Here is a 12,013-nt window from a genome sequence, read left to right as displayed (position 1 = left end):
GGCGAGGCGAGCGCCGCCGCCTCGCGTGCCGTATATGGCGCGTTCCCCAACCCCCTTGGCCGGAGCCGAACTTGTGGTGTCCGACAACCGTTGACTAGCCTGACGTCAGTTGTCAGACAACCCAGGATTCCACGAGGGGGCTGCCCTATGCCTCTGCGCCCGATCGCCCGGCCCTCGACGGCCCGTGAGGTCATCGCGCTGCTCCACAAGGAGCTGGCCGACGGCACCTGGCCCATCGGTTCGCGCATCCCGTCGGAGACGGAACTGGCGGCCGAGCTGGGCGTGAGCCGGCCCACCATCCGGGAGGCCGTCAGCGCGCTGGTGCACACCGGGATGCTGCGGGCGCAGCGCGGCAAGGGCGTCTTCGTGCGGTCGGTGTCCGACCCGGCGCCCATGCTGCAGAGCATCGAACTGGCCGACGTGCGCGACGTGTTCGAGGTGCAGCTCTGCTTCGACGTGCAGGCGGCCCACTCGGCGGCCCGGCGCCGCACGCCGCAGGACATGGCGCGGCTGTGGGAGCTGCTGCGGGCGCGGCGGGAGGCGGCCGGGCGGGACGACGCGGAGTTCGGCCGGCGGGACGCCGCGCTGCACCTGGCCGTCGTGGAGGCGGCGCACAACGTCACCCTCGCCGAGTGCTACCGGTTCTTCGTCGGGCGGCTGCAGGAGAGCCTGGATCTGTTCGCGGGTGAGGACACGTACCTGGAGTGCGGCATCGAAGCCCACGAAGCGCTCGTCCAGGCCATCGAGGACCAGGATTCCGAGGCCGCCGCCGCGGCGGCGCGGCATGTCGTCCAGACGAGTCTGCACGCCCTGGAAGGACTGCTGGCGGTGCGCGCCGGCCGGCCGGGGCCGGCGGCGGACCCCCGTGGCCGGGACCGGGCACGGCCCGGGGGCTGACCACGCGTACGGCGGCAGCGGCGGCAGCCGCGGCCGCGGCGGCGACGGCGGGCACGTGTGAGGCGGCGAGACAGGGAGGAAGCGCTCCATGCCGGCACCTGGGGACCAGCGACTCGTCGGGCGTGAGCGGGAACGGGCGGCCGTGCGCCGCGCGCTGGACAGGGCGGCGGCGGGCAGCGGTGCCCTGCTGGTGTTCCACGGGCCGTCCGGGTCGGGCAAGTCCCTGCTCCTGAGCGCCGCCGCCGAACAGGCCGCGCGGCGCGGGATGACCGTGGCGACGACCCGGCTCGCCCGGCTCGACCAGCACTCCGCGATGGCGCCACTGCTCACCGCGCTGAGCGCCGGGCCGCGTCCCGTGATCAGTGCCGTGCAGGCGGAGTCGCTGGCCGCGTTCGCCGACCGGCCGACGCACTGGAGCCGGCTGATCGGGCTGCTGCACCGGCTGATCGAGCGGCGCGCGGCCGACCGCCCGCTGGTGATCGTCCTGGACGATCTGCAGTGGGCGGACCAGCTGACCCTCGCCGCGCTGGAGACCCTGCTGCCCCGCCTCGCCGGGCTGCCCGTGCTGTGGCTGGCCGCCTACGCCGACTTTCCCGTCGTACCGCCCACCCGGGACGCGCTGGACCGGCTGCTGGCCGCGCACGGCGAGGTGGTGACGCTGTCCGCGCTGGACGAGTCGGCGGCCGGGGAGCTGGCGGCCGGCCTGCTGGGCGCGGCACGGCCCGAGGACGTCCGGCGCGTGGTGGCCTCGGCGGGCGGCAACCCGTCCCTCATCGAGCGCCTGGTCCACCTGCTGCGGGAAGAGGGACGGATCCGGGCCGAGGACGGCGTGGTGCGGGTGCTGGGCGGGCATCCGCCCGCCGATCTGACGCGGGCGACCGCGCCGGTGCTGTCCGGGATCTCCCAGCAGACGCGGGAGCTGTTACAGGTCGGCGCGGTGCTGGGGCGGCGGTTCTCGCTGCCGGACGCCGCGGCGCTGACCGGCCGGTCGACGATGGAGCTGGCGACGGCCGCGCAGGAGGCCGCGGCGGCGGGCCTGCTCGCGGACGACGGCACCGCGTTCCGCTTCCGCGCCCCGCTGGTCCACCGGGCGCTGCACGACAGTCTGCTCGGCCCGGTGCGGCGCGCGCTGCACGCGGAGGCGGCGCGGCTGTGCGCGGCGGAGGACCGGCCCTGCCCGCGGAGCGTCGGGCATCTGATCCTCTCCGGCACGCCGGAGGACCTGGAGCAGGGCGTGGCCCAGCTCGAGTGGCTGCTGCGGCACGAGGACGCGGTGCCGTCCCGCGAGCGGGAGGACCTGCCGCGGGCGCTGGTGGCCCAGCTGCGCCGGTACGAGCCGGTCGCGGCCGGGCCGGTGAAGACGGCCGTACGGCTGCTGCTGGCCACCGGGCGGACCGGCGCGGCGCAGCGGCTGCTCGACGCGGCGCTCGCCGCGGCGGGCTGGGAGACCGACGCGGAGGCCGTGGCGTTCGCGGAGCTGGTGGAGGTGCTGCTGCGCCTGGGCCACTTCCACGACGCGCTGCGGCATCTGCGGCGGGTCGCGAAGGGCAGCCCTCCGCCCGCCCGCCGGCAGGCCTGGTTCGCGCTGCTGGAGTCCCGCTGCCTGCTGGCGTACTCCGGGGACGACACCGCCCGCGCCGCCGCCCTGGCCCGCGCCGCCGTCGACACCGCCCGGCGGAGCGGGGACGGGGCCTCCGTGACCCTGGGCACGGCGCTGCTCGCGCTGTGCGCCCAGCGCGCCGGCGACGTCGCGGAGGCGCTGCGGCTGGCGGAGGAGGCGGTCGCGGCCGGGACGCAGGGCACGGAGCGCAGCTTCGGCTGGGAGCGGGCGGTGCCGGCCCTGATCATCAGCGCGGCGGGGCGCCCGCTGGACGCCGCCGAGGTGCTCAAGGCGTGGCGGGACGACACCGGTGAGCAGGGCTGGGTGTGGGCGGCTCCGCGCTGGCATCTCGCGCGGGCCGTGCAGCTGTGGCACTGCGGGCGGCTGGAGGACGCCGAGCAGGAGGCGGGGGCCGGTCTGGAGGCCTGCGAGCGGTTCGCGGACGCCGGCACGCGGGCGGCGCTGCGCGCCCTGCTGGTGGTGGTGGCGACCGTGCGCGGGGACCTGGAGCGGGCCGCCGCGCACCTGGATCCGCCCACGGGCACGCCGCCCGGTCCGTTCGGCGGGCTCTGCGCGTTCGCGGCCGCGCTGCACCTCGACGCGGCGGGCGACCCGGAGGCGGCCGTACGGCGGCTGGCGGACGTGTGGGACGACCCGGGGCGGCACCTCTGGTTCCTGGCCGCCGATCCGCTGGCGCTGCCGCTGCTGGTGCGGATCGCGCTGCGGGCCGGCGCCCACGAGCAGGCGGCGGAGGCCGCCGACCTGGCCCGCCGGCTCGCCCGGCGCAACCCCGCCGTCGCCCCGCTCACCGGCGCCGCGCTGCACGCCCAGGGTCTGTACCGGGGGCTCGCCGCGCCGCTGCACCGGGCGGTGCGGGCGTTCCGCGGCGGGTCCCACCCGCTGGCGCTGGCCTCCGCGCTGGAGGACGCGGCCGACGCCACCCGCGCGCAGGGCGAGCCGCTGCGCGCGGCGGAGATGCTGCAGGAGGCGCAGCGCATCTACGTGGCCGCCGGGGCGGGCCTGGGCGCGCAGCGCGTGCGGCACCGTACGCGGCCGGCACGCGGCGGGATCGTCCGGGACGTCCCCGGCGGGGACCGGCGCACCCCCGATGACGGCCGGGACGCGCCCGCGGGCCGCGCGCCGGGACCCGGCATCGGCAGGCCGGCGCCCGGAGACCGCGGGCCGGGGCCGGGAAGCGGCGGACCGGGGCCCGGTGGTGGCCGGGTGGCACCCGGAGCGGGCCGGGCAGGGCCAGGAGCCGGTGGCGGCCTGGCGCCACGCGGACCGGGTGGCGGCCTGGTGGCTCGCGGACCCGGAGGCGGCCCGGCGGCACGTGGACCCGGTGGCGGCCTGGCGGCACCGGGAAGCCTCCGGGACGTGCCCGCGGGCCGCCGGCCGGGACCCGGTTCCGCGGCGCGGACCGCGCCGCGGCCGGCGGACGGCGCGGCGGGCGACTGGGACAGCCTGACCCCGTCCGAGGTGCGGGTCGTCCGGCTGGTCGCCGAGGGGCTGACCAACCGGGAGACCGCCCAGCGGCTGGCGGTGTCCGCGCACACGGTGGACTCCCATCTGCGCCGCGCCTTCGCCAAGTTGGGCGTGTCGCGGCGGGTGGAGCTGGCCCGGTACGTGCTGGCGCACAGTCCCTCCGCGCAGGTCCCGGCGCCCACCTCGAAGTGACACCACCCAACCCGACAGCGACAGGGAGACAGAGGAACCATGCGCGCTGCTGACGCCGCCCCGGCGGCCACCCGGACCGGGACGGTCCGGACCGAGGTGTCGGACGGTCCCGTCGTCGGCCGGCTGGAGGGACCCGGCCACAGCGTGGCGGCGTACCGGGGAGTGCCGTACGCGGCCCCGCCCGTGGGCCCGGACCGCTTCGGCCCGCCGCGCCCCCACCCCGGCTGGCGCGAACCGCTGCGCGCCGACCGCGCGGTGGGCACGGTGCCGCCGCAACTGCCGTCGCCGTTCGCGGCGTTGATGGGCGACCCGGTCGACCCACCGCAGACGGAGGCCTGTCTGACGGTGAACGTCTGGGCCCCGGTGAACGGGGCCGGCCGCCGCCCCGTCCTGGTGTGGCTGCCCGGCGGCAGCTTCCTGACCGGCGGGGCGGACCTGCCGCGCTACGACGGCGCGGAGCTGGCGGCGCAGGAGGGCATCGTCGTCGTCCTGGTCAACTACCGCCTCGGCGCGCTGGGTTTCCTCGCCCCGTCGTGGGCCGGGCCGGCCACCGTGGAGGGCACGGGCACCTCCCTGTCGTTCCGTACGGCACCGGGGACCACCCATGTCACCAACGCCGGGCTCCTCGACCAGATCGCGGCGCTGAGCTGGGTGAAACGGGAGATCCACGCCTTCGGCGGCGACCCCGGCCGGATCACCGTGATCGGCCAGTCGGCCGGCGGCCAGTCCCTCGCGGCGCTCCTGGCGCTGCCGCAGGTGCGCCCGCTGTTCCGCCGCGCGGCGCTGCACAGCGCGCCCCTCGGCATGGAACCGCTGACCCGCGAGGAGGCGGCGCGCACGGCGGACGCGTTCCTGGCCGCGCTGGACGGCGAGGACCCGCGGTCGGTGTCGGCCGAACGGCTGCTTCGGGCCCAGCGGCACGTGCTCACCCTGCCCCGTCCGCGCGGTGACGTACGGCCGCCGTTCCAGCTCGTCGCCGACGGCACCGTCGTCCCGGCCGATCTGCCGCGCGCGTTGCGCGACTCGCCGCCCGGAGACGGGCTCGACCTCCTCATGGGCGTCACGCGGCACGAGTGCGCCCTGTGGTACGGCAAGGACCCGGCGACGGCGCGGATGACGCGGGAAGAGGTCGCGGCGGAGTTCGCCGCGGTGTTCGGCGCCCGCGCCGAGGAGGCGCTGCGGCACTACTCCGCGGGTGTGACGCCGCCGGTCGCGTTCGAGGAGCTGAAGACGGACGCGTTCTTCACCGCGCCCACGCAGCGGTTCGCCGGCCTCGCGCAGGAGTGGGGCGCGACCGTGCGGCTGTTCCGGTTCGACTGGCGGGTGCCGGGCGGCAACGCGGCCCTGCGCGCCTGCCACTGCGTGGAGATCCCGTTCCTGCTGGGCCGCGCGGAGGCCCGCCGCGCCCCGATCTTCGCCGACGCGGACCAGGAGCAGATGGCCGCGCTGCGGGTGCGGGTGCGGGGCCTGTGGGGCGAGTTCGTGCGCTCCGGGATCCCGGCGGCCGACTGGCGGCCGTACCGCCGGGAGGACCCGGTCGTGCGGGTGGTGGGCGGCGAGCGGGACGGGGAGCTGCTGGACTCGCTGCCCGAGCCGGGCAGGCTGCCCCTGTGGGGCTGACCGCCCACGCGAAGGTGCCGCCGGGACGCGGGTCCCGGCGGCACTTCGCGGTACGGCCGACGTGGCCGTGGGGCGTCAGGCGGCCAGCAGGACGCGGTCCAGGTCGCTCTGCGCGTTGTAGATGGTGCGCTCGGGGTCGGTGATGGCACGGCGGCCGTGCATGACCCGGGTGTTGTCGATCAGCGCGACGTCGCCGTCGGCCCAGTCGAGTTCCTCGGTCAGTTCCTCGGTGACGGTCTCGACCTCCTTCATGATGTGGACGGGGATGTCCTGGCCGTCGGCGAAGGTGATGCGCGGCTTCTCGTAGTGGTTCGAGGGGCCGAGGATGCTGTTGGCGAAGGCCAGGCGCTCGCCGAAGAGGGTGCCGTGCGCGGCGGGGACCCGGTAGGCGTAGTGGATCGAGCCGTCGTCGAGCAGGTCGATGACGGTCTCACCGGGTCCGCCGGCCAGCTCGCGCAGCTGGTCCACGGTGACCGACGCCGCGTCGGAGCTGCCGAGGTGGAACGCGGTGAACGCCTTCCACTTGGCCTCCTCCACCCGGCGGCTGTAGACGATGTCCTGCTCCCGGAACATGGCGCGGGCCTCGTCGCTGAGCGCGTCCCACACCCGGTAGCCGTCGCACACCGTCGTCTGCGAGCCGGACGAGGCGGCCTTCTCGCAGAAGAACCAGGTGAGGGTGGGCGCGAACGGGCTGTTGCCGTTCTCCAGGTGCAGCCCGACCGCGTCGTACCCGGCGTCCACCTTCTGCGCCGTGGACCCGCCGTGGAAGGTCCGCGCCGGGTCCAGCGTGACCCGCTCCGAGTGCGCGCCGACGAACGCCGAGAACTGCTCCAGGTCCGGCTCGAATCCCCGCAGCAGCAGGAAGCCCGCCTCCCGCAGCGCCCCGATCACCTGCTCGCGCGGCAGGGCGGCGAGGGTGGTGCCGGGCTCGGCCGGTGTCAGGAGCAGTCCGGTGCCGGAGCCGTAGGAGGTCACACGCGCGTGGTCGATCATGGTTTCTCCTCTGATGGTCAGTCAGAAACGTTCCACAGCAGGGGAAGTTGCCAGATGTGCGCTGCCGCGCCGGTCGCCGGGAGCGGCGCGGCGGTGGGGTGTCAGCCGAAGCGGCCGGCCGTGACCGCCGAGAGGACGGCGGAGCGGCGGGGCCGCCCGGTGACGGTGAAGAACTCGGCGTGCAGGGACTCGTCCGCGGGGACGAGGTGGGCGACCTCGACGCGTTCGACGTCGGAGAGCCGTTCGCGGCCCAGCGCGTCGAGTTCGGCGCGTACGGTGTCCAGGGAGGCGCGCGGGTCGACGAGGAACAGCCCGTGCAGGGCGGGCAGTCCGTCGCCGACGACGGCGACGGCCAGGACGGCGGGGTGGGAGCGGTACTGCGCCTCGACCCACTCGGGTGCCACGTTGCGGCCCGCGGCGGTGATGATGACGCTCTTCTTGCGGCCCTTGATCCAGATGTAGCCGTCGTCCTCGATGTCGGCGAGGTCTCCGGTGTGCAGCCAGCCGTCCTCGTCGACCTCGCACCCGGACGGGTCGTCGCCGCCCTTGTAGCCCGCGAACAGCGAGGTGCTCTTCACCAGCAGTTCGCCGTCGGGCGCGGTGCGCACCCGGACGTGGGCGAGCGGGCGGCCGACGCTGCCGTACCGGCGGGCGCCGGGCGTGTTCCAGCTGACCACGGAGCTGTTCTCGCTCAGCCCGTAGCCCTCGTGGACGGGGATCCCGTGGGCGTCGAGACGGCGCAGCGTGTCGGCGTCGACGGGCGCGCCGCCGCAGCACACCAGCGGCGCCTCGCCCCGCCCGAACAGCGCGGCGACCGGGTCGCGGCCGTCGGCGTGGGCCGCGTCCGCCGCGGTCAGCATGGCCTCGGCGAGCGCGGGCGTGACGACGAGGGCGGTGGGCCGCGCGGCGCGGAGGTGCGGCAGCACGGCGCGCGGGGCGAACGAGGAGGTGCCCACGAGCGGGACCTCGGGCGGCAGCAGGACGACCGTGCCGCCGTCGCACACCACCAGGTAGACGGCGGTGACCTGTTCGATGAGCAGGCTCATCGGGACCAGGGAGAGATAGCGGCGGTAGGCGCCGTCCGGCATCGCCGTGCGCAGGGAGCCGATCAGCTCGTCGAGGGCGGCCTCGCGGATGCACACGCCCTTGGGGCGCGAGGTGGTGCCGGAGGTGTGGATGATCTTGCAGAGGCGTTCGCCGGCGTCGGGGGACGGCGCATCCGGGAAGAGCGGGTCCGTGCCGTCCGGCTCCCGGTCGATGTCGAGCACCCGCAGCCGCGCGTCGGGCGGCAGGACCCGCGCCAGGCCCCACTCCTCGAGCCGTGCCGCGCCCGCCGCGTCGGCGAGGCAGACATCGATGTCCGCGAGCAGGGAGGCGGCCTGTTCGGCGGTGAACGCCAGCGGCACCACCACCTCGGCGCCGCCCGCGCCGAGGATCGCGAAGTCCGCGACCAGGAACTCGGGCCCGTTGGCGGTGACCACGCCCACCTGGAGCTGCGCGGGGTCGGTGGGATCGCCGGCCGGGCGGGCCTCGCGCTCGCGCACGGGGTGGGCGCGCAGGTCGGTGGCGAGGGCCGCGGCGGCGCCCACGATCCGGCGGTAGGAGTAGGAGCGGGCCACCGAGCCGTCGGGGGCGAGGACGTCGACCAGCGGGCGGTCGTCCTCGGCCAGGGACGTCAAGCTCTTCTCAAGCGTGCGCACCGGACACCTCCCGGGCCGTGCCGACGAGGGTCCGCACGGCGAGTTCGACGAAGTTGTAGCGGCCGGTCAGGCTGTTGATCAGGTGTCCGATGCTGTCGAGCGGCACCACGCCGGTGGTGGGCGACCGGTCGTAGTAGGTGCCCCAGGAGGCCCGCTCGGCGTCGTCCATCCAGTCGGTGGTGGCCTGCCGCAGCGGCAGGAACGGCACGCCCGCGCCGGCCATGGACCGTTCCACCTTGTCGGTGACCGTGGCCAGGATGAAACGTTTCCCCTGGCACCAGGCGATGATCGGCAGCAGCCGGATCAGCTCACCCCCGGCCCCGCCGGAGCCCGCGAGCGGACCCACCTCGACGACCTCGTCGCGTTCGGGGGCGGCCTCCACCACCGACGCCAGGACACGCTCCACCGCGTCCCCGAGGTAGTTCTCCGAGAAGAACCCGCCGGGGCGCGGCCCGGTCAGACCCGCGCAGGCCACGATCGGTGCGCCGGCACTCTCCCGGACCGTCACGAAGCGGTCCGGTCTCGGCTCGGTCGTCGCCCCGTACACCTTCCGGTAGCTGTTCTGGGCGAACGTCCGAGCCTCGTACCACTCGGACGTGCCGGACTCCGCGATGGCTATCTCCATGTCGAAACCCCTCTGTCGGCCCGGTCACCAGTTCACTTCGAGGTCGGAGTGCATGAGCTTCAGCACCAGCGGCGGCGGCAGCCGGTACTGGCGGCGCAGCAGCCAGGTGATCCGGCGCATCAGCCAGGCCGGCCGCCGGTCCAGCCACGTCAGCGACTCGTCGAGCGCGCTCAGGACGCGCTCGATGTCGGCTTCCGACACCGTCAGCGGCGGGTAGAAGCGCAGGACGGGCTGGTCCATCTGCTCGTTCAGGGAGTGCCCGAGGTGGATGCCGCGGGCGGCCATCTGCATCGAGATCAGGTTCTCGACGGACGGGTTGCGGGTGCGCAGCCCGGTCATCAGCCCGATGCCGGGGGCGTCGACGAGGTGGCGCGGATGCCTGCGCACCGCCCGCTCGAGCCCTTCGCGCAGTGCCCGGCCGACGGTCTCGGCCCGCTCGGGCAGGTTCCTGTCCCGCACCTCGCGGATGGTGGCCGCGGCGGCGGCCATGGACAGCGCGGAGACGGCCGTACCGTCCAGGACACCGGGGTACCACTGCGGGGACCGGCGGGCCCGCGCCAGCACCTCCTCGGTCATGGCGACCACCGCGACGGGCACGAACCCGCCGGTCAGCGCCTTGGACAGCAGCATGATGTCGGGCTCGACGCCGGAGTGCTCGACGGCGAACATCTTCCCGGTCCGCCCGAACCCGGTCTGGATCTCGTCGGCGACGAGCAGGGTGCCGGTCTCCCGGCAGGCCCGCGCCACCTCGGGCAGGAAATCGGCGGGCGGCACCCGCAGATACGCCCCGCCGAGCACCGGTTCGACGTAGACGGCGGCGACGTCGCGCCCCCGCAGGGCCTCCCGTACGGCTCGCGCGTCGCCCGGCGGGACGACGACCAGGTCCTCGCCGGCGGGCGTGAAGTCGTCGCGGTGCTCGTGCTGGCCGAGCACGGTGAGGGCGCCGAGGGTCTTGCCGTGGTAGCCGCCCTCCACGATGACGATCTTGCGCCGGCCGGGCTGGGCCAGATAGGCGGCGCGCAGGGCGATCTCGGAGATCTCCGCGCCGGAGCAGCCCAGCGAGAACTCGGTGAGCCCGGCCGGCAGGATCTCGGTGAGCAGGCCGAACAGGTCGGCGGTCGCGGGGTGGACGGTGCCCGGCACCAGGGCGGGCGCGGTGTCCAGGGCGTCCAGGACGGCCGTACGCACCGCGTCGTTCTGGTGGCCGACGAGGAAGACGCCGTAGCTCCCGGCGAAGTCCAGGGCGCGGGAGCCGTCCTCGGCGAACACCTCGGTGCCGCGGGCGTGCGACTCCAGCTGCCGGCTGGCCGCGGCCAGCATCAGCGCGGCGGTGGGGTTCCAGTGGCGGCCCAGGGTGGTGAGGACCTGCTGGCGGTCCATGGCCGTCACCGCGGTCGCGGTGCTCATCGTCCGGCCTCCTCGGTGTCGAGCGCCTTCAGCGCCTCGGCGAGCCGCTGGAGGATCTGGTCGGTGTCCTCCCGGTCGGCGGTCAACGGCGGTGTGAGGGTGACCAGTTCACCGGCCGGCTCGCGGACCAGGACGTCCCGGGCGGCCAGTTCGGCGGCGAGCGTGCGGGCGGCGGCCGGGTCCGGGGTGCGCACCCACAGCAGGGAGCCGTCCGCGTGCAGTTCGACGGCGCCGGACAGCTGCTCGCGCAGCCGGAGCGCGGCCTGCTCGAACTCCCGCTGCCGGGCGGCGAGATCGTCACTGTGCACGGCGTCGAGTACGGCGCTCACGGCCGTCGCCGAGAGCGGGTTCGCGCCGAACGTGGAGCCGTGCAGGCTGGGGTTGCGGCGGCCGTAGACCCGGTCGTAGACGGCCCGGGTCATCACCGAGACGCCCACGGGCACCGCGTCGGCGCCCAGCGTCTCGCCCATCACGAGGACGTCCGGGAAGATGCCGAGCGCACCGGTGCCGAGCGGGCGGCCGAGCCGCGCCGGGGCGGTGCGGCGCTCGTCGAGGACGAGCAGCGCGCCGGTGCGGTGGCAGCGCTCCCGCAGCGCCACCCACCAGTCGTGGGGCAGCCGGCGCAACGGCCGTCCGGGCGCCGCCGGGGCGATCACCACCGCCGCCACCGACTCGTCGACCCGCTCCAGCAGTTCCTCCGGCGCGTCCGCGGGAACCGTACGGGGCCGCAGCGGCGCCCCCGGCAGCACGGCACTCCCCCGGCTCAGGGCACGCCCGTGGCTGAGCGCGCCGTAGTCCTCGCCGCGGATGCCGAGCGCGTACGGACGGTCCGGGTGGGTGCCCTTGGCCAGCTTGAACGCCGAGTCCAGCGCCTCGTCACCGCTGTTGCACAGGTACGACACGGACAGCGGTCCCGGGCAGAACTCCGCGAGCGCCGCCACCGCCCCGGCCAGCGGACGGCTGACCAGGATGCGGCTGGAGAGCGCGACCCGGCGGGCCTGCTCGGCGATGGCGGCCCGCACCCGCGGGTGAGCGCCGCCGAACCCGCCGCTCGCGGCGTCCAGCACCACCCTGCCGTCCCGGGTCTCGATCCGGGCCCCCCGCTGCCGGGCCACCACGGGCAGCGGCCGTTCGGAGGGGGCGCCGGGTGGGACGTCCCGGATCAGGTGCCGGTGGACGACGGCCACGGGATCGGCCGGGCCGGCCACGCCCACGTCGGACGAAACTGCAGATGTCATCTTCTCTTTCCCATCGGATGGTCACCAAGCGGGTGCCGGGCGGCACGGCGTCGCCGGGTCGGGCGGGCGTGCTGCGCGGCCGGAACGGTTCTCAGGGGTGTGAAGACGTGCAGCCGTAAGGCGAAGACGAAAGGTGTAGGTGAAAGGTGCAGGCGGGAGTAAGGGGCCGGGGGACGAGGGTCAGGGACGAGGGACAGGCGACAAGGAACAAGGGGCAGGGGGACGAGGGTCAGGGGGGACGGGGAGCGAAGGCGGA

The 12,013-nt window shown here is 75.6% G+C and carries 8 protein-coding genes; 3 read left to right on the top strand and 5 right to left on the bottom strand.

Going from position 1 to position 12,013, the window contains the following annotated elements; all coding sequences use genetic code 11:
• The first annotated feature begins 147 nt into the window (after positions 1-147).
• The 3 genes from G7Z13_RS30440 to G7Z13_RS30430 all read left to right on the top strand — a co-directional run bounded on the left by G7Z13_RS30440 (position 148) and on the right by G7Z13_RS30430 (position 5,794).
• On the top strand, positions 148-897 hold the full coding sequence (locus G7Z13_RS30440; protein WP_206313172.1) for an FCD domain-containing protein: 750 nt from the start codon (positions 148-150) through the stop codon (positions 895-897).
• An 88-nt stretch (positions 898-985) separates the two neighbouring features.
• Complete coding sequence (locus G7Z13_RS30435) at positions 986-4,174, top strand: LuxR family transcriptional regulator (protein ID WP_166003561.1); 3,189 nt, start codon at positions 986-988, stop codon at positions 4,172-4,174.
• Positions 4,175-4,213: 39 nt separating this feature from the next.
• Positions 4,214-5,794, top strand: coding sequence for a carboxylesterase family protein (locus G7Z13_RS30430; protein ID WP_166003559.1), 1,581 nt, complete (start codon positions 4,214-4,216; stop codon positions 5,792-5,794).
• A 75-nt stretch (positions 5,795-5,869) separates the two neighbouring features.
• Here the strand turns inward: G7Z13_RS30430 and G7Z13_RS30425 are convergent, their stop codons facing one another.
• The 5 genes from G7Z13_RS30425 to G7Z13_RS30405 all read right to left on the bottom strand — a co-directional run bounded on the left by G7Z13_RS30425 (position 5,870) and on the right by G7Z13_RS30405 (position 11,757).
• Entirely contained in the window at positions 5,870-6,787 is a 918-nt protein-coding gene (locus G7Z13_RS30425; protein WP_166003558.1) for a TauD/TfdA family dioxygenase, read from the bottom strand.
• A gap of 101 nt (positions 6,788-6,888) precedes the next feature.
• Positions 6,889-8,487, bottom strand: coding sequence for an AMP-binding protein (locus G7Z13_RS30420; RefSeq protein WP_166003556.1), 1,599 nt, complete (start codon positions 8,485-8,487; stop codon positions 6,889-6,891).
• Positions 8,474-9,112: a thermostable hemolysin gene (locus G7Z13_RS30415; RefSeq protein ID WP_166003554.1), complete on the bottom strand. Its 639-nt coding sequence runs from the start codon at positions 9,110-9,112 to the stop codon at positions 8,474-8,476. Before G7Z13_RS30415 ends, G7Z13_RS30420 begins: the two co-directional genes overlap by 14 nt.
• Positions 9,113-9,136: 24 nt before the next feature.
• Entirely contained in the window at positions 9,137-10,519 is a 1,383-nt protein-coding gene (locus G7Z13_RS30410) for an aspartate aminotransferase family protein (protein ID WP_166003553.1), read from the bottom strand.
• Positions 10,516-11,757 carry an aminotransferase class III-fold pyridoxal phosphate-dependent enzyme gene (locus G7Z13_RS30405; protein WP_166003551.1) on the bottom strand — a complete coding sequence of 414 codons (1,242 nt, stop codon included), beginning with the start codon at positions 11,755-11,757 and terminating at the stop codon, positions 10,516-10,518. The genes G7Z13_RS30410 and G7Z13_RS30405 overlap by 4 nt, the downstream gene beginning before the upstream one ends.
• Between the last annotated feature and the right edge of the window lie 256 nt (positions 11,758-12,013).

Source organism: Streptomyces sp. JB150, assembly GCF_011193355.1.
Taxonomy (GTDB): Bacteria; Actinomycetota; Actinomycetes; order Streptomycetales; family Streptomycetaceae; genus Streptomyces.
Note: the sequence above shows the minus strand (reverse complement) of the source record. Positions and strands in the feature narration are given on the sequence as shown.

Coding starts and splice junctions, on each gene's coding strand:
- G7Z13_RS30440 (WP_206313172.1), top strand. CDS start 148: ATGCCTCTGCGCCCGATCGCCCGGCCCTCGACGGCCCGTGAGGTCATC.
- G7Z13_RS30435 (WP_166003561.1), top strand. CDS start 986: ATGCCGGCACCTGGGGACCAGCGACTCGTCGGGCGTGAGCGGGAACGG.
- G7Z13_RS30430 (WP_166003559.1), top strand. CDS start 4,214: ATGCGCGCTGCTGACGCCGCCCCGGCGGCCACCCGGACCGGGACGGTC.
- G7Z13_RS30425 (WP_166003558.1), bottom strand. CDS start 6,787: ATGATCGACCACGCGCGTGTGACCTCCTACGGCTCCGGCACCGGACTG.
- G7Z13_RS30415 (WP_166003554.1), bottom strand. CDS start 9,112: ATGGAGATAGCCATCGCGGAGTCCGGCACGTCCGAGTGGTACGAGGCT.
- G7Z13_RS30410 (WP_166003553.1), bottom strand. CDS start 10,519: ATGAGCACCGCGACCGCGGTGACGGCCATGGACCGCCAGCAGGTCCTC.
- G7Z13_RS30405 (WP_166003551.1), bottom strand. CDS start 11,757: ATGACATCTGCAGTTTCGTCCGACGTGGGCGTGGCCGGCCCGGCCGAT.